We start from the raw sequence: 18,285 nt of genomic DNA, 5'->3' as shown, positions 1-18,285 counted from the left end.
TACCCATCCCGAACACGACCGTTAAGCCCTCCAGCGCCGATGGTACTTGGACCGCAGGGTCCTGGGAGAGTAGGACGCCGCCAAGCAAGAAAAAAAGGCACATCCCATTAAGGGGTGTGTCTTTTTTTTTGGAATTAAGCCGATCTTAGAAATGCGATTTCATTTACGCACTTTTTTATGAAAAAACAGTAAGATATTCATGTGCCACTACTCCTGTGCTTACTTAACCATTTACTTCTACTTTTACAGTAAGTATAGAAGTGTAAACCAGCAATTACATGCGTGCTTTATAAGAAAAACGACCAAGGGAGGTACCTTCCTGGTCGTTTTTCTATACTTGTTATTTCCTTGTGTTATCAACCATTCTCTGAAGCACACTCTCAAAGATATGAAGATCGTCCTGAGAGATCCCAGCAATGGTGTCTTGCTTAAACTTCTCAGCAATCGGCAGAAGCTTAAGGCAAACCTGCGTACCAAGATCGGATAATTGAATTTGTTTCATTCGTTTGTCTGCATCATCAATACTACGAAGTAAATATCCTTCGGCTTCTAGTTTTTGTAGCAGCCGCACTACACTTGGCTCCTTAATCGACAATTCTTCTGCGAGTTCCCGTTGAGTCATGGATTTGTGTGTATTGATATAATACATCGCAATCCATTGACTCCTAGTAATGTTATAAGGTCGAAATTCTTTCTCCAAGGCTTCCGAAAAGATTTTTCCACTACGATTGGTAATAAAAGCAAGACAATCCTCTAAGTTAAACATGGCCACACCAACCCATTCAACTGAACTATATTTCTTATACATCAACTTAAGTATAACAGACCTTTGTACTTTTCATCATATCAGATACTAACAACTAAAAAAATTACTTAGCTAACTATTGATTTTCGAAACTAAGAGTGCTACAATTTCCCTGAAGAAAGTTATTTATTTCACAAAGTAAACGGGAGGTTATATTTATGTTAACTACATTTAAAGCTACTGCAAAAAAATTACCTGAAGGGTTGCAAGTGGAAGCTCAATCCAGAGGGTTCAAAATTGTGATGGATGAGCCTGAAGATTTTGGTGGAACCGACAAAGCGATGAATCCGGTTGAAGCACTTCTGTGTGCGCTTGGTGCATGTCAGTCGATCGTTGTTGCTGCTTTTGCCGAAGGCTTTGGGTTCTCATATGAAGAATTCCATGTAGAGCTGGAAGGAGATTTGGACCCGGATGGGTTCATGGGGTTAGCGGATGTTCGATGTGGATTTCAGGAAATACGTTTTGCCATGCACTTTAAAACGACAGAGAGCCAAGAAAAAGCAGAAGCTTTTGCAGCGTTTGTCGAAAAGACCTGTCCGGTTGGGGATTGTTTGGCTAATGGGGTTAAATTGGTACAAGCAGGCGTAGTCAGACATTAAATTTTTCGCTAAAAGGGCTCAATGAATTCTCTTTTGGTCGTGAAGGGGTTTGAAAAAATTATGGAAGTTAAAATGTCAATGATCCCTGGAGGAAAAAAAGGGAAAGCTAGCAAAAATCACGTCCAGCTCGGACAGAACGTTTCCTTTGGGGATGTACTTCTTGAGGTTGAGACAGGCAAAGGTGTTCGAGAAATTACAGCAAATGTCGAAGGAAGTATTAGTAAAATCCACTTTCAAGAAGGCGACGAAGTATCCTCTAATCAGGCCTTATTTACAATTGAAGCTGCTACCGAAGAGGGGACGTCTACAGTAGCATCACAGGCTATCAAGGTGGAACAACCTATAGTGGATAAGAACGTGGATTTGCTAATTATTGGAGCCGGACCTGGAGGGTATGTGGCAGCGATTTATGCCGCTAAAAAAGGAATAAAGGTGGCCTTGGTGGAAAAAGAGGAATTGGGTGGCACCTGTCTTAATGTAGGTTGTATTCCAACTAAATCCCTGGTGAAGTCTTCTGAGATTTGTCACCATATCAAGGAATCGTCTTTGTTTGGTATTCATGCGGGAACAGATCTTCAAGTCGATATGAAACAGGTCATTCGTCGTAAAGATGAGATCAAAGGAAAGTTGATTTCGGGTATTGATTATTTAATGGAAAAAAATAATATTGAAATTATTCGCGGTCAAGCTGCCTTTTTATCTGCCACACAAGTAAGCGTCAAAGGACAACGACATTACCAGGTTACAGCAAAAGATATCATTATTGCGACAGGCTCCAAAATTACCAAAGTGAATATTCCTGGCATCAATCTTCCTTTTGTAATGAATAGCACCGATGCCCTTGCCTCTACTGAACTACCAAAAAGTATTACGATTATTGGCGGTGGTGTGATTGGTATGGAGTTTGCCTTCATTTATCGTAATTTCGGCGTAGAGGTTCACGTGGTAGAATTTATGGATCGTTTGTTGACCATGGTTGACAGTGATATTTCAGAAGAAATTAAACATTCGGCAGAAAATGCTGGGATTCATATCCATACCCAATCCAAGGTATCTAAAATCCAACAGGCGGACGATGGACAGGCTATTGTCACCTATGAAAACAAACAAGGTGAGCATTTGTTAGTTAGCGAGAAAGTGCTTGTTGCGATCGGACGTGAGCCCAATTTGGACGGACTGGATATTGAACAAGCGGGTATCCAGCGCAATGAGCGTGGGCAAGGCATTGCTGTTAACAAATATATGCGTACAAACGTCGAACATATCTATGCCATTGGTGATGTGACGGATATTATGAAGCTTGCCCATGTCGCCTCCCATCAGGGGATCACGGCTATTGATGCCATCATGGGTGGAACGGAAGGTATGCACTATGCTGCCATTCCCAATGTCATCTTCACTTCACCCGAAATCGCAAGTGTTGGTATATTAGAGGATCAATGCAAGCAAGAGGGAATGGATTTCAGTGTAAGCAAAGTTTCGTTCTCCAGCAATGGGAAAGCATTAACGATGAATGAATCGGAAGGCTTTATTAAATTGTTAAAGGATAATGGGTCACAAAAAATTGTGGGTGGATCGATCATTGGTCCAGATGCATCATCTTTAATCAGTAGCCTGACATTGGCGATTGCCAATGAGCTGACGGAGCAGCAAATCATGCAAACCGTTTTTGCTCATCCAACGACAGGAGAAGTGATTCACGAAGCCGCGTTTGGCCTTAGCATTGGAGCGCTTCATCAAGCGTAATATCAAAAATAAAAGGAATACTTCTAGTCTGAGTAAGCGGACAAGGAAGCATTCCTTTTTTATTATTGGATGTTCATGTAAGGTACATATACGAAACTGGCCTTGGGGGATGGAGAAAAAGCTTGTAATGATGAAGCACTAAAAACTGGAGGCCGCTGCCCTCAGCTTATCACACTGCCCAGGTATTTTTGACAAAAAAGTGCTGGATGCGATCAGAATAATATATTATAATAATACTTATTAAAAGATTTATAAAAAGTCTCGCTAAGGAGCTCATCGATGACAGGAGAACCCTCCATGAATCCTAGGATAGTTCGTAATATTTTATTTTTGTTATTCGCTTTACCGGGTGTAGCTTTTGCTTCCTGGGTGTCCCGCACGCCTGTCATACGGGATATTTTGCATGTCTCGACTGCCGAAATGGGGATTATTATTTTTGGATTAGCCGCGGGTTCCTTATTGGGATTACTTAGTGCGGGCAATGTTATTTCTCGTATAGGTGGACGGTCGGTCATTCTGGGAAGTGCGCTTTTGATTGGGATTGGTTTTGTCATTGTAGGGTTGGGAACTGCATTTTCGCTCACGAACATCGTGTTTGTTGGTTTGGTCATCTTTGGTGGTGGCTATGGCACAGCAGAAGTAGCTCTTAACGTCGAAGGTTCTGCGGTAGAAAATCAGTTGAATAAAACGCTCTTGCCCGCCTTTCACGGTTCGTTTAGTTTGGGGACCCTTGTAGGGGCTGTCATCGGTTCTGGAGCAGCTGCACTACACATACCTGTTGTGATTCATTTTGGAGCTATGGCTGCCATGATTGCCACGGTAATTTTGTATTTGTATCGTTATTTGCCCCACGATACAGGTAAAGAAAAGGTTATTTCTACGTACAAGGTTGGATCTAATATCAAGGTTCAGCTTGCTGTCTGGAAAGAAAGGCGAATCCTACTGATTGGTATCATCGTGCTCGGGATGGCGATTGCAGAAGGGGCCGCGAATGACTGGCTGCCGCTAACGATGGTAGATGGTTATGGCGTGGACTCCTTAACAGGCTCCTATATGTATGGGCTATTTGTGGCAGCGATGACCATTGGACGTTTCACGGGTGGATTTATACTGGATAAATACGGCCGCGTCCCTGTGTTGAAAGGAAGTGCTGTCCTGGCTGCTGTGGGGGCTTGGAGCTTCACTTGGTTTTCCTGTCGGCCTGTCAGCTGCAGGAGATGACCCTCGTGGTGCAGCTATCCGGGTAGGAGCCGTAGCCACAATTGGTTATATTGCCTTTCTAGTGGGTCCTCCGGGATTAGGGCTTTTAGGTGAACAGGTGGGTCTCCTGCATGCCTTAATTGTAGTGCTTATTGGCGTTATGGCGGCTGGTTTGATATCGGGTGCTGCCCAGCCTGTGGGGATGAAAGAAAAGAAATGAATTAAAATATAAAGGAGATTGTTACATGTCTATGAAAACGGAAAAACAAAAGATGCTGGATGGGGAGCTGTATGTAGCTGCTGATCCTCAATTAACAAGTGAAAGAGAGTATGCGAGAAGATGTGTACGTCTCTTTAATCAGACGACGGAGGCGGATAGCGATTATCGTGAAAAGTTACTTAAGGAGCTTTTCGGATCAACGGGCGAAAATATAAACATGGAACCCAACATACGTTGTGACTACGGATACAACATCCATGTTGGGGAAAATTTCTATGCCAACTTCGACTGTACTATTTTGGATGTTTGTGAGGTGCGTATTGGAGATAATTGTTTTTTGGCCCCAGGAGTGCATATTTACACAGCGACTCATCCCATTGATCCATTTGAAAGAATCGCTGGGGCAGAGTATGGAAAGCCTGTAACGATTGGTAACAATGTATGGATCGGCGGTAGAGCTGTTATTAATCCCGGTATTACGATAGGCGATAATGTCGTAGTGGCATCAGGAGCAATAGTAACCAAGGATGTTCCAGATAATGTAGTTGTAGCTGGAAATCCAGCACGAATAATTAAGCAAATTGAAATCTCATAAACGCTATACAGGTCTAATCATTTAATATTTGTACCGATGATCCTATTAAAAGAGCTCTTTATTTTAATAGGATCATTTAATTTAAGGGCTTTTACATGTATGCTCTTTAAGAATTGAACTATACAGAGTAATAAATGATCATATTCATGCGTACCAGTGTTTCTCCCGAATTATAGTATATATGTGGACGGTCTGCTTTAAAGCGGATCGAATCTCCAGCTTTCACCGTGTACATTTCTTCGCTAACTTTTACCACCATTTCACCCTCAAATACGGTAATAAATTCTTCAGTACCCTCACGGTGTGGGGCAGAACTCAGTTCCCCGCCTGGTTCAATCTCTACGGTATAGACCTCAAAATTTCTATTTCCTTCATAGGGGAAAAACGGATACAAGCGATAGTGATTGCTTTCTTCAAGCACTTGTACTTTGCTTTTAGGAACGACTATGGCATCGGCAGGCGGCTCGCTAATCAGGGCAGTGAATGATATTTTCAGACCGTTCGCAATTTTCCATACCGTTGTAATCGAAGGATTAGATTCTCCGCGTTCAATCTGGCCGAGCATCGTTTTACTGATCCCCGTCAGGTCAGCTAATTTATCTAAACTCAATTTTCTTTCATTTCGTAGATGTTTTAGATTTTTACTTAAAATCAAATTAATATTCTCCATCATTTCTTCGTCCCCTCTTGTGCTATATAAAGAACATGATGTACAATCATGAAGTACAAATGTGCGTTTCAACGTACATTTTATTCAATTATAACACACTGGAGTTGATTGTTGCATGCCGTTTATTCCATTTTTATCTTATGTACTTGTTACTAGCTTTACGCCAGGCCCCAACAATATTATGTCATTGGACAGTGCCAGGCGGTTAGGTTTGAAGAGAGCTTTTCCATTCTTACTGGGAATAACAGCAGGCTGTTTCGCTATTATGCTGTTAGCCTGCTATTTTAATCTAGCTTTATATCATTTCTTGCCTCGGGTTAAAATCTGGATGAATGTTCTTGGTAGTCTGTACATGCTTTATCTGGCAGTAAAAATAGCAAAGAGCAAATCTACTTCGGAGGATAATGACCACAATGAAGGATATTCCTTCAAATCAGGACTGCTGCTGCAATTTATCAATTTAAAAATCATTTTGTATGGTATTACGGTCATTTCAACGTTTGTTATGCCGTATGATGTGTCGTATATGACAATGTTTACGATCTCGTTACTCCTGACCTGTATTGGTTTTGTAGCTGTAATGTGCTGGGCGATTTTCGGAGCCATGTTCCAGCGCTTCTTGAATAAGTATGAGCGCTCCTTCAATGTCATTATGGCCTTATTGCTCCTTTATAGTGCACTATCCATATGGATTTAAATAAATACCGTATTCACGATTTAAAAGAGAGGTTCCTGACTTATAAGCAGGAGCCTTTTTCGTGTGAACAGAGCTTATTCAAAGATTCATGAAATATAATCCGGACAGAATGGATGAGTTTCCTGATCATTTAGTCGTAAAACGGGTATTACCTTAATACATAAAGTATATTGACAACTTGTATATACATGATTTAATCTTGTATATACAAGAAGTTGAAAGCGTTATATTAAATTCTTTTACGCTACTTCATTTCGTAAGAAAGGAATGAGCATGAATGGAAGCAATGAACAAGGCTTTAATTCCTGAAGATCAAGACTGGTGGCGCAAATCGGTCGTCTATCAGGTTTATCCCAAAAGTTTTAACGATACGACGGGCAAAGGAACCGGTGATATAAGAGGTCTGACACAAAAGCTGGATTATCTGCAAGGACTGGGTGTTGATATTATCTGGTTGCAGCCTGTATATGTCTCGCCACAGCGCGATAACGGGTATGATGTAGCCGATTATTGCCGGATTAATCCTGATTATGGAACAATGCAGGATTTTGAAGAATTGAGCCAGGAAATTCGGGCGCGTGGGATGCACTTGATGATCGACATCGTGGTTAACCATTCTTCCACAGAACATGTCTGGTTTGAGCAGGCGCGGCTTTCTAAGGATAATGAATACAGGGATTATTATATCTGGCGTGACCCAGCACCCGATGGAGGACCTCCGAACAACTGGATTTCCAAGTTTGGTGGACCAGCTTGGCAGTATGACGAGGCGACAAACCAATACTTCTTGACACTGTTTGATAAGACGCAGGCGGATTTAAACTGGGAAAATCCCAAAGTTCGCCAAGAAGTTGTTAATGTGCTGGAGTTTTGGGCTGAGAAGGGAGTTAGTGGCTTCCGACTTGATGTCATTAATTTGATCTCCAAGGATCGGCAATTCTCGGACGATGATGGAAGCACGGCTCCTGGGGACGGGCGTAAGTATTATACGGATGGTCCGCATGTGCATGAATACCTTCATGAATTACATGAGAAAGTATTCTCAACATATAACAGCGTCACTGTAGGGGAGATGTCCTCCACCTCACTGGATCATTGTATCCGTTATTCCAATCCAGACAGAAAAGAATTATCTATGACCTTTAATTTTCATCATTTGAAGGTGGATTATCCTAATGGGCAAAAGTGGGAACTCATGCCTTATGATTTTGAAATGCTGAAAAGGCTATTTTCGGATTGGCAGATTGGCATGCAACAGGGTGGCGGCTGGAGTGCATTGTTTTTTAACAATCATGATCAGCCAAGAGCGATTTCTCGCTTTTTGGATGATGGTGAATACCATGTGGAAAGCGCCAAGCTACTGGCCACCACGCTACATGGACTTCAGGGAACACCTTATATATTTCAAGGTGAAGAGATTGGAATGCCCAATCCGCAGTGGTCAGATATTGAAGAGTTTCGGGATGTTGAATCGCTGAATATGTATCGTATCTTGCAGGAGCAAGGCAAAAGCGCAGAGGAAGCGTTGGATATCATTCGAGAGCGGTCCCGTGATAATTCGAGGACACCCATGCAGTGGGATAATACTCGCAATGCAGGTTTCACTACAGGCACGCCTTGGATTAAGGTAGATGAACGATATCCACATATCAACGTTCAGTCCCAGTTAGAGGACCCGAACTCGATCTATAATCATTATCGAAAGCTGATTCATCTGCGTAAGGCGGTACAGGTCATCACCGATGGGGATTATCAACGCTTGGATGAAGCCCACCCTCAGGTCTATGCCTATCAACGCAGCAATGAACAGGAGACTTTGGTCGTCATCTCTAATTTTAGCGGGCAGGATGTACAGTTCCGTATACCGGATTCATTTTATTCATCATTAGATAATCAAGCAGGGGTTGCGGCTGAGCTTTTAATCGGTAATACCCAGCACGCTCCGCAGCTAAATCAGGTGGTCTCTTTGACTCCGTATGCTTCCTATATGTGGATTGTTCGTTAACCTTAGTGAATAGTATGGAAACATCTAGTAGTACCCCGGTAGTACATTTATTTTTAAGCCGGGGTGCTGCTTTAAAAATGAGCAAACGTCGAGGGAGTGGACTAGATGGCGATTGGAAGAGCACAGGTGGAAGACATTATAAAAGCCGTTGGTGGTAAAGACAACATAGAGGCCTCTACGCATTGCGTAACTCGTCTGCGATTTGCCCTTTATGATGATAAGCTGGTCGATAAAGAAGCACTCGAACAAAATGATCTGGTCAAAGGCCAATTTTCTTCACAAGGACAGTATCAGGTCGTGATTGGTCCAGGTCTGGTCGATAAGGTGTATGACGAAATGATCTCCATTACAGGAGGCAGTCGGGCTTCTAAGGACGATGTTAAAAACGCCGCTAGTAAAAAACAAAACCCGATTCAGCGTGCCATCAAGACGCTGGCAGATATCTTTATTCCGATTTTGCCCGCGATCGTGACTGCAGGTTTATTACTTGGGATCAATAATATTTTGACAGGCAATGGAATCTTTTTCGAAGGAATGTCTCTGGTTCAGGTCTACCCTCAATGGACCGACTTTGCAGCAATCATTAATACCATTGCCAGCACTGCTTTTACATTTCTACCTGCTTTGATTGGATGGTCGGCTGTTGTCCGGTTTGGCGGTAGTCCTTTACTCGGGATTGTACTAGGCTTGATTCTTGTTCATCCGGATCTGCTAAGTGCATACAGTTATGCGGATGCCGTTACCAAAGGAACCGTTCCGGTGTGGGATTTGTTTGGCTGGCACGTGAACAAGATTGGTTATCAGGGACAGGTTCTACCCGTTTTGGTATCCGCTTACGTGCTCGCACAAATTGAGAAATTCCTCAATAAGAAGATAGCGGATTCATTTAAGCTGTTGCTCGTAGCTCCGATTACATTGTTAATTACAGGATTTCTTGCTTTTACAGTGATCGGTCCGGTTACTTTTATGCTTGGTAATGCAATTACGTCTGGTCTTGTATACGTTTTCGATTTGGCTCCTGCGCTGGGTGGCTTGATTTATGGAGGCTTTTACTCCTTGCTGGTCATTACGGGAATGCACCATACTTTCCTGGCGGTGGACGTGCAATTAATTGGTACGCAGGGTGGCACGTTCCTATGGCCGATGCTGGCACTGTCCAATATCGCTCAGGGGGCCGGAGCACTGGCCATGATGCTGGTATTGAAGGAGCAAAAGGGAAAAGGATTGGCTCTTACCTCCTCCGTATCTGCGTTTCTGGGTGTGACCGAACCTGCCATATTCGGGGTGAATATCCGGTATAAATATCCGTTTGTATTCGGAATGATCGGTTCCGGTATCGCAGGTATACTGCTCACCGTAAATCATGTGTTGGCTTCTTCCATTGGTGTAGGAGGGATTCCAGGCTTCCTATCCATTTTCCCAAACAACTGGGGCGTATTCTTCATCGGGATGGCAATTGTATTGATTGTACCGTTCGCTTTAACCTTCATGTATGGGAAACTGCTAAGTAAACGCCGTCAGACTCCAGCTACACCAGCTAATGACTCCATACGGAAAAATTCGGACCAACAAAATTCTGCACTGGATGTGCTTGAAGTAAAGACTCCGGTACTAGGACATGTTGTGCCATTGGAACAGGTTCCTGATCCGGCTTTTGCCGAACGGCAGATGGGGCAAGGTATTGCCGTGGAACCGAGGGATGGTCGGATTCTTGCCCCTTTCAGTGGAAAAGTCATTCACATCATGGTGAAAAGCAAGCATGCCTTGATTTTGGAGCATCCGACAGGTGTACAGATACTGGTACATGTAGGAATCAACACGGTGTCATTGAAGGGAGAAGGATTCACCATGCATGTGGAGACAGGTCAAACCGTGGAGCAGGGCCAGCTACTGATGGAATTTGACCGTGAGCTGATTCAGAAATCGGGATATCCCATCATTACACCGGTTATTGTCCCCGATGGGCAGAATATGATTGAATCAGTTGAGGAATTGCCGGGTGAGGCGAATGATTTGCAATATGTCTTAATGAGAATTCATTTGAATTCTTCATCAAACAAAACGGATTAAGTCAGATTCATCCTGCTAGCCTATTTTAGTAACCTGGTCAGTGAAAGAATGCTACAATAAACGTGGTGATGAAAATTGACTAAGAATATATTTTTGCAAATTTATCAAGAGTACTCGGGACGAATCCAGACAGGCGAATTGGCTCCTGGTTCGAAAATGCCCTCTGAAAATGAATTGGCCCGGGAGTATGACACTTCTCGTGAGACCGTGCGTAAGGCACTTCACTTGCTTGCACAAAATGGGTATATCCATAAAATAAAGGCTAAAGGATCTTTTGTTCTGGATATAGGACGGATGGATTTTCCCATAGGGGGATTGGTCAGTTTCAAAGAAATGTCTGAGCGTATTGGGCGTAAATCACAAACGATTGTTCATGAAAATCAGTTGATTCCCGTTCCAGATGACATAGCTACTCATCTTGAGATTGACAAAGACAAGTATTTGGTCTGGAAAGTCATTCGTGCACGTGAAATAGAAGGTGAATGTGTCATACTGGATAAAGACTACTTTCGATCAGACATTGTCCCCGTGCTTACCGAGGAAATTAGTCGTGAATCTATCTACGAGTACCTGGAAGGGGAGCTCCATCTTCCAATCAGTTATGCTAAAAAGATCGTTTCTGTAGAAGATGCAGATGAAGAAGACCGTAAGCTGATGGACCTCCAAAACTATACTCATGTGGTTGTAGTCCGTAACTATGTTTATTTGGAAGACACCACATTGTTCCAGTATACCGAATCAAGGCATCGGCTGGATAAATTTCAATTCGTCGATTTTGCCAGACGTTCTCATGGTGAAGAGAGAAAATCTGAGTTTTTAAGCTGACCCATTAGAGTTGACCCAAGAACGAGTGATTAAATTGGAATAGTTCAATGTGGTGGAAAGCCCCTCTTCTAAAGAAGAGGGGTTCTTTTTTGAATCCAGGACAAATTTGAGTAGATGTTGACTATTCGGCTGAGGAACCTAAATCCGTAATGGTTAGCTTAACATCGAAGGTTACAGGGATTTTACTGAATTTATAATCCCAATCATCTTTTACTTTTTTCCACACCTGTGGTTCTTCAATTTTCAAGTGATCACCAAAACCAGCAACATCGACTTTATATTCGGATTGTAATTTGTGCATAAGAGATTTAACCCTTCTAGTCACTTGTTTTTCAAACTCTAGCTCAGCTTCTTTCATGTTTCGCGTCTCAGTTGGGTCTACCTTCTCATCCCAGTTTTCGATTAAACGTCCTTTGGATTCAATTTTTACGTGAAAAGAGATGTCATCGTCATCGGCCACTTTAGTTGTTATTTTGCTCTTTACCGATTTGATTTCATAAGTTATGGCTTCATTTCGCTTGTCATACGTTTTGACAGCTCCGCCCTCAACATCACCCTTAATCCATCCAATACTTTCCACGTCTTGTTGTCCCAAAGTACCGATCCAGTGGCCAGTTTCTCCTTTAATAATACCAGCCCCTGAAAATTCTAATTCACCCTCAGACTCAATAATGTTTTGCAGTATGTAGCTTTTTTTGGAGTGCATTAACCCATCCAATTCAGACAGATTGACTCCCTTCATTACCTTGCTGGTTCTGAAATGGTTACGAAGCATGTTCAGAATATGAATGGATGGGATTTCGCCCGTATATTTGGTAACTAAGGTTTTGGCTGCTCGTTCCTTACTTAAGAAAACCATACAACTCGGACGAATATCATTATCACGTAGCACAAAATCCATCAATTGCTGCATCGTCTGTTGTTTTGCCAGTTCGGTGGAAACCACGATGACTTTTAGGTGGTGACCAATAACGGGACGATCCAAACGAAGAGAGAGCTGTCGGAAGATTTCAAGCAAAGAATCTCCAGTACTAGCTATATTTACATAGTTTAGTTCTTGTCCACCGCCGCTGCCTTGTTGGTTTGTGCTTCCAGATGATTTCTTGGGGACGATTTGTACGCTGGCCGTAATTTTGTTTTTCTTGAAATAACGGCTGCCTTTCTTCTCCAAATCCTGTTCCAATGGACTGAGCTCTCCCTGATCGAGAGCCAATCCTGTATATATGCTAAGCTCCTCCACTTCCTTGCTACTCCAACAGCCGACTTGAGTCACCAGAAGAATGAAGGCAAGCAGTAAGGATAGGGTAGATTGTCTACACATTTTGCTTCAACCCCTTCTTCCTGATCATGAACACGATGGAGAGAAATACAGGGATCAGAAAAAATAATACGATTCCCATGTATCCGATCTCATCGCCAAGACTAAACACTTCAGTCATACGAACAGGAGTCATCGTGGAAATAAAGATAAGCGGGATTAAACCGAAAATCGCATAACGATATTTAAGACCAAACACCTCTGAGACACCTAAGGAAGCATTGAAGAAAAAACTGCAGAAATTACAAAACATTTGCATCACCCAGATTACCAGCAGTGGAAACTCCAGACGTTCAAAAAGAAATCCGGGGATCTCAAAACTGCGCATCAAATTAATGGTAGGCCAAGTACTTGTCACAGTAGAATCTACTGATAGCCCGCCGATTACCATAACTACAGTCAAAAAATACAAAACTAAAGGGATACTGATGCCCACTACCATGGCCTTAAATGCTTTTTCGGGGTGCTGCAAAAAAGCGACCAGTGTCATGACAACTTCACATCCAGAGAAGACAAGAATAGTTGATTTTAGCCCCTTGATGACGGGTAATATTCCGTCACTCAATACGGGGCGAAGGTGATCAATTTCGAAGATTCTTAAGCTAAAGAGAAAACAGAAAAGCAGAAAGAAGAGACTGATTGGAAGTACAATTTGGTACAGCCGCGCGATGGGATTAATGCCTCCAAAAACCAAATAACTCCCTACCCAGATGAATGGAATCACAATCGCCCAAACGGGGGTTCCTTCAAGTAGGAAAAACATGGTCACTTCAGCTAAAACCCGAATCTCAAAGCCAGCTATGATTATAAAGTATAGGATCAGTAGCACGCTTAAAATTCCACCCGGAATTGTGCCCACGATTCTTCTGGAGTATTGATACACGGTTTTCCCGGGGAACTGCTGACTTAATTTCACCATAATCCAGACGACGAATATGACAATACCTCCACCGATGAGGACAGAAAGCCATGCATCAGGAGTCTGTACCTGTTCAGTTACACCTCTCGGCAGTGTCAAGATCCCTGCGCCCAATACGGTATTGGTCAGGAATACAGCCCCCTGCTTCGTTGTGATCTTATCATCAGAGCGTCTAAACACAGTAGCTCCTCCTTCGTTATTGGGCATCATGATCTGCGTTTGCGTTGCTGCGTTTTCATCATGACAGGTCTTCGTTTCATCAGAGATATAGGAGCCCGGATGTATAAATCCTTCCAATCGCTTGGTCGCATAGGGGAAAAGGGAGTTACATACGGCACGCCAAAGCTTTTCAACTTCGTTAGATGGATACAAATTAACAGAAAGAACAATATGGTCCCAAACATGCCGAGGATTGCTGCAAAGAGCATTCCGACAAAACGCAAAAGACGCAAGGTAATGCCCGCACTGTATGTCGGTATCGAAAACGATGAAATGGCAGTAACCGCAACCACAATCACTAGGAATGGACTAACGATGCCCGCATTTACAGCTGCGTCGCCGATGACCAAGCCTCCCACAATGCCCATCGCAGGGCCAATGGGTTTGGGCAGGCGAATGCCGGCCTCTCGTAGAATTTCGATAGAGATTTCCAAAATCATGACCTCTATAACGGATGGGAATGGGACGCCTTCACGGGTTTCGATAATGCTAATGACCAGCTTGGTCGGAATTAAACCGGGATGAAACGATATAAAAGAAATGTACAGAGCAGGCCCCATAAGCGCTATAAAAGCCCCGCTAAATCGTAGCAGACGTAATAGTGTCCCGGGAATCCATCGCTCATAATAATCCTCGGGAGATTGAAGCAGCATACTGAAGGTCACCGGGACAATAAGTGCAAAGGGGGTACCATCCAGTAAGATCGCAATTCTTCCTTCCAACAAAGCATTAATGACACGATCGGGACGCTCTGTGTTATGAGCCTGTTGGAATGGACTTAAATAATTGTCTTCGATAAGTTGTTCCACATACCCAGATTCAGGTAAAAAATCCATGTCTATTTTTGATATTCTGCGGCTTATTTCTTCAAGCAGATCCGGATTCACAATATCCTTTATATACGCGATAACCAGATCCTTTTTGATTCTGCTTCCCACTTGGAATTTCTTCATTTCCAGACTTTTATTTAAGCCTTGGCGTCGAAGCATCGAAGTGTTTTCACTCAATACTTCCGTAAAACCGATTCTGGGACCCCGAAGCAATGCTTCAGAAGTTGGCTCATTGACGGAGCGAATAGTGCCATTAGGAGGGCCCACCAGTAGCGCTTCCTTCATTCCTTCAATTAATAGGGCGGTATGACCTAAAAGGATGAACTCGTACAGTTCCTCCATACGGGTAACTTCACTAATTTGCGTAAGTGGCATCAGGCTTTCTTTTATAAAAGAGTTACTTAACCCTTCCGGTTGTTCCTGTTGATCCTGACCCTGCTGGCCCTCAAACATCAAGACCTCTAATACCTGCTCGCTCATAAGCTTTTCATCCTGCATACCATCTATGAAGACTAACATGGACCGAGCATGAAATTTCTTCACCATAAACTCACGAAAATGCACATCACTATTTTCGCCTATAGCTTCACGAATTGCCTGTAAGTCGGAATCATAATTTCCTGTAATTTTAGAGCTCGGTTCATGCTGCTGATCCATGGGACCTTCGTTATGTTTGGATTTGGCTCCTTTACTGCCGACAAACGAATAAATCGAGGTGTTAATATAATAAATTCCTAAAGGAATAATCAACGCGAGACCGGCTTGAAAGAGTGTACTCCAGCTAGGAAAATAAGAAATGATTTTAGACCACATGATGATTACCTCCAAGCAATTCAATTCATTCTCCCTTAAGATACAAGTTGTTCATAAAGTATTCCTTATAACGGTTGTATTTACGCATGAATTGGAAAGATTCATTCGATGACGCTGCTATGATTTCCGGTCCTTACCTTAATCCCTTGAAATAGAATAGGGAAATCCCTAAATATTCATAATTTTAACTACATTGTGATTGAAATCACATATAGACCTATCTGCTGTATTAAAATAGAAGCATAAACAGAATTTCATAGGAACGTTGGAGATGTCGTCGGATAGGGAGTATCGTCGAATGAATGGAGGAACCGGTATATGATAAACAGTAAAAAGAAGCTTGTGGTTATAGGGAACGGGATGGCTGGTATCAATACGGTCGAACAAATTTTAAAATTAACAGATAAATATGAAATTACAGTCCTGGGAAGTGAGCCGCATCCGAACTATAACAGGATCATGCTCTCTTATGTGTTGGAAGGTAGTAAAACAATAGATGATATTATACTGAACGATTTGCAATGGTATGCGGATCAAGGAATTACTTTATATACAGGAAAAATGGTTAAAAGCATCGACGGTGAGCACAAGAAGATTCGCACCGAAGACGGACTGGAAATTGACTACGACGTGGCTTTGGTAGCTACCGGCTCACAATCGTTTATTCTGCCTATTCCGGGTAAAGAATTACCAGGCGTTATTGGTTTCCGGGATATCGCCGATTGCTCGGCCATGCTGGAAGCGGCAAAGACCTATAAAAAGGCGGCTGTCATTGGCGGAGGTCTATTGGGGCTGGAGGCAGCTAAAGGCTTGGTCAACCTAGGAATGGATGTTACGGTCGTTCACTTAATGGAAGATTTGATGGAACGTCAGCTGGACCGGGAAGCGTCTGCGATGTTGAAAGCAGAACTGGAACGCCAGGGAATCAAGTTTGCTATGCAAATGCAAACTGCGGAGGTGTACGGTCAAGATCGGGTACAAGGATTGCGCTTCTCGGATGGAAGTGAGCTGGAAGCGGATTTGGTCGTAATGGCCGTCGGAATCAAGCCTAATATCCAGGTAGCTGTGGAAAGTGGTATGGAAACGAACCGTGGGATTGTGGTCGATGATTTGATGAAAACATCCTTGCCGGATGTATATGCCGTAGGGGAATGTGTTGAACACCGTGGGGTCTGCTACGGTCTGGTAGCTCCGCTGTTTGAACAGGGAAGTGTAATTGCCAAACATTTGGCAGGCGCGGATACCGAAGGTTATGCAGGATCGGTAGTTTCCACCAAGCTCAAAATTTCAGGGGTGGATGTTTTCTCAGCTGGCGAATTCATAACCCAGCCTGAACATACGGTGATTGTAGCAAAGGATGAGTGGAAGCGCACATACAAAAAAGTGCTGCTTCGTGATAATAAAATTGTGGGGACTGTACTGTTCGGCGATGTGAGCGAATCTGCTAGTCTTCAAAAATATGTGCGTCAGCAAACGCCAATGACAGATGAAATATATGGACAGCTCATGGGTACTGGATGCAGCAATCACGGGGCGAAAACATCATCCGCTGAAACGATGGCCGATGACGAAATTGTGTGTGGCTGTAACGGTGTAACTAAAAAGGCGATTGTGGATGCAATTAATGAAAATGGACTAACCACAGTCGATGAAATTAAGGCATGCACCGGAGCTACGCGTTCCTGTGGTGGATGTAAGCCAGTTGTTGAGCAAATTTTGCAATATGTTCTTGGAGACAGCTTCAAGACGTCAGCCAAGCAAGGAATCTGTGGTTGCACAACATTGAGCCGAGATGAGATTGTGGAAGCAATCAAAACCAAAGGGCTGACAACTACGCGTGAAGTGATGAATGTACTGGGTTGGCATAATGATGAAGGATGCTCCAAATGCCGTCCGGCGCTGAATTATTATTTAGGGATGATTAACCCAGATACCTATGAAAATGAGGGAGATTCCCGCTTTGTAAATGAGCGATTGCATGCGAACATTCAAAAAGACGGAACGTTTACAGTGGTGCCAAGAATGTACGGCGGTGTAACGACTCCAGAGGATCTGAAGAAAATAGCTGATGTTTCTCTTAAATACAACGTTAAAGTCGTTAAAGTAACTGGGGGACAGCGGCTGGATTTGATTGGTGTCCGTAAAGAAGATCTGCCTAAAGTGTGGGAAGAACTCGATATGCCTTCAGGATATGCCTACGCGAAATCACTTCGTACGGTTAAAACCTGTGTTGGATCGCAATTTTGCCGTTTTGGTACACAGGATTCGATGGGAATGGGAGAAGTGCTGGAACGGAAATTTGAACGACTGGATTTCCCAGCAAAATTCAAATTAGCAGTTAATGGCTGTCCACGCAACTGTGCGGAATCATGTACAAAAGATATCGGAATCGTAGGCAATGACGGGGGCTGGGAGATCTTTATCGGTGGAAACGGCGGTATTAAAGCACGGTTGGCTGATTCACTCTGTAAAGTAAAAACGGACGCTGAACTGATTGATATTGTAGGAGCCGTGATGCAGTTCTATCGGGAAACAGGGCAATATCTGGAACGTACTTCGGAGTGGGTGGAACGGATCGGTCTGGAAGAGATTCAGAAGGTTGTCGTTCACGATACCGCTAATCGACAAGCTTTAGTAGAACGTATTGAATTTGCACTACAACAGGTCGAAGACCCGTGGAAAAAGATCATCAATGATGAGGATACACGTAAAAATCTATTTGAAGTTGTCACTCCATCTATTGTGTAATTGTAT

Annotated in this window: 13 protein-coding genes, 1 rRNA gene and 1 pseudogene; 10 read left to right on the top strand and 5 right to left on the bottom strand. The window is 43.1% G+C overall.

Annotated features, from left to right (window positions below):
• Positions 1-86, top strand: a 5S ribosomal RNA gene (gene rrf, locus HFE01_RS21260); the annotation flags it as partial.
• A 254-nt stretch (positions 87-340) separates the two neighbouring features.
• Here the strand turns inward: rrf and HFE01_RS21255 are convergent.
• Positions 341-766: a MarR family winged helix-turn-helix transcriptional regulator gene (locus HFE01_RS21255; protein WP_019686071.1), complete on the bottom strand. Its 426-nt coding sequence runs from the start codon at positions 764-766 to the stop codon at positions 341-343.
• Between the two features lie 197 nt (positions 767-963).
• Here HFE01_RS21255 and HFE01_RS21250 point away from each other — a divergent pair, with 197 nt between their 5' ends.
• The 4 genes and pseudogenes from HFE01_RS21250 to HFE01_RS21235 all read left to right on the top strand — a co-directional run bounded on the left by HFE01_RS21250 (position 964) and on the right by HFE01_RS21235 (position 5,165).
• Positions 964-1,404, top strand: a complete 441-nt coding sequence (locus tag HFE01_RS21250) for an OsmC family protein (protein WP_016818391.1) — start codon at positions 964-966, stop codon at positions 1,402-1,404.
• A 60-nt stretch (positions 1,405-1,464) separates the two neighbouring features.
• Positions 1,465-3,150: a dihydrolipoyl dehydrogenase gene (gene lpdA, locus HFE01_RS21245; protein ID WP_167438632.1), complete on the top strand. Its 1,686-nt coding sequence runs from the start codon at positions 1,465-1,467 to the stop codon at positions 3,148-3,150.
• A gap of 297 nt (positions 3,151-3,447) precedes the next feature.
• Positions 3,448-4,570, top strand: a pseudogene (locus HFE01_RS21240) (MFS transporter).
• A 25-nt stretch (positions 4,571-4,595) separates the two neighbouring features.
• On the top strand, positions 4,596-5,165 hold the full coding sequence (locus tag HFE01_RS21235) for a maltose acetyltransferase domain-containing protein (RefSeq protein ID WP_016818394.1): 570 nt from the start codon (positions 4,596-4,598) through the stop codon (positions 5,163-5,165).
• A 118-nt stretch (positions 5,166-5,283) separates the two neighbouring features.
• Here HFE01_RS21235 and HFE01_RS21230 read toward each other — a convergent pair whose 3' ends face one another.
• Positions 5,284-5,838 carry a helix-turn-helix domain-containing protein gene (locus HFE01_RS21230; protein ID WP_017428683.1) on the bottom strand — a complete coding sequence of 185 codons (555 nt, stop codon included), beginning with the start codon at positions 5,836-5,838 and terminating at the stop codon, positions 5,284-5,286.
• Positions 5,839-5,950: 112 nt separating this feature from the next.
• Here HFE01_RS21230 and HFE01_RS21225 point away from each other — a divergent pair, with 112 nt between their 5' ends.
• The 4 genes from HFE01_RS21225 to treR all read left to right on the top strand — a co-directional run bounded on the left by HFE01_RS21225 (position 5,951) and on the right by treR (position 11,432).
• Complete coding sequence (locus HFE01_RS21225; protein WP_167438633.1) at positions 5,951-6,532, top strand: LysE family transporter; 582 nt, start codon at positions 5,951-5,953, stop codon at positions 6,530-6,532.
• 277 nt (positions 6,533-6,809) lie between these two features.
• Positions 6,810-8,537 carry an alpha,alpha-phosphotrehalase gene (gene treC, locus HFE01_RS21220; RefSeq protein ID WP_167438634.1) on the top strand — a complete coding sequence of 576 codons (1,728 nt, stop codon included), beginning with the start codon at positions 6,810-6,812 and terminating at the stop codon, positions 8,535-8,537.
• A gap of 105 nt (positions 8,538-8,642) precedes the next feature.
• Positions 8,643-10,607 (top strand): PTS system trehalose-specific EIIBC component, encoded by a 1,965-nt coding sequence (gene treP, locus HFE01_RS21215; RefSeq protein ID WP_167438635.1) that lies wholly within the window; start codon positions 8,643-8,645, stop codon positions 10,605-10,607.
• Positions 10,608-10,682: 75 nt separating this feature from the next.
• Positions 10,683-11,432, top strand: a complete 750-nt coding sequence (gene treR, locus HFE01_RS21210; protein WP_019686078.1) for a trehalose operon repressor — start codon at positions 10,683-10,685, stop codon at positions 11,430-11,432.
• 121 nt (positions 11,433-11,553) lie between these two features.
• On the opposite strand, the gene HFE01_RS21205 is transcribed toward treR, so the two are convergent.
• The 3 genes from HFE01_RS21205 to HFE01_RS21195 are packed head-to-tail and all read right to left on the bottom strand — an operon-like array spanning position 11,554 to position 15,531.
• Positions 11,554-12,753 (bottom strand): Ger(x)C family spore germination protein, encoded by a 1,200-nt coding sequence (locus tag HFE01_RS21205; RefSeq protein WP_017428680.1) that lies wholly within the window; start codon positions 12,751-12,753, stop codon positions 11,554-11,556.
• Entirely contained in the window at positions 12,746-13,849 is a 1,104-nt protein-coding gene (locus HFE01_RS21200) for a GerAB/ArcD/ProY family transporter (protein WP_016818401.1), read from the bottom strand. The genes HFE01_RS21205 and HFE01_RS21200 overlap by 8 nt, the downstream gene beginning before the upstream one ends.
• A 26-nt stretch (positions 13,850-13,875) precedes the next feature.
• Positions 13,876-15,531, bottom strand: a complete 1,656-nt coding sequence (locus tag HFE01_RS21195; RefSeq protein ID WP_019686080.1) for a spore germination protein — start codon at positions 15,529-15,531, stop codon at positions 13,876-13,878.
• A gap of 318 nt (positions 15,532-15,849) precedes the next feature.
• Here HFE01_RS21195 and nirB point away from each other — a divergent pair, with 318 nt between their 5' ends.
• Positions 15,850-18,279, top strand: coding sequence for a nitrite reductase large subunit NirB (gene nirB / locus HFE01_RS21190; protein ID WP_016818403.1), 2,430 nt, complete (start codon positions 15,850-15,852; stop codon positions 18,277-18,279).
• Positions 18,280-18,285: the final 6 nt, after the last annotated feature.

The organism is Paenibacillus sp. EKM10P (assembly GCF_011800655.1).
Lineage (GTDB): Bacteria > Bacillota > Bacilli > Paenibacillales > Paenibacillaceae > Paenibacillus > Paenibacillus polymyxa.
Note: the sequence above shows the minus strand (reverse complement) of the source record. Positions and strands in the feature narration are given on the sequence as shown.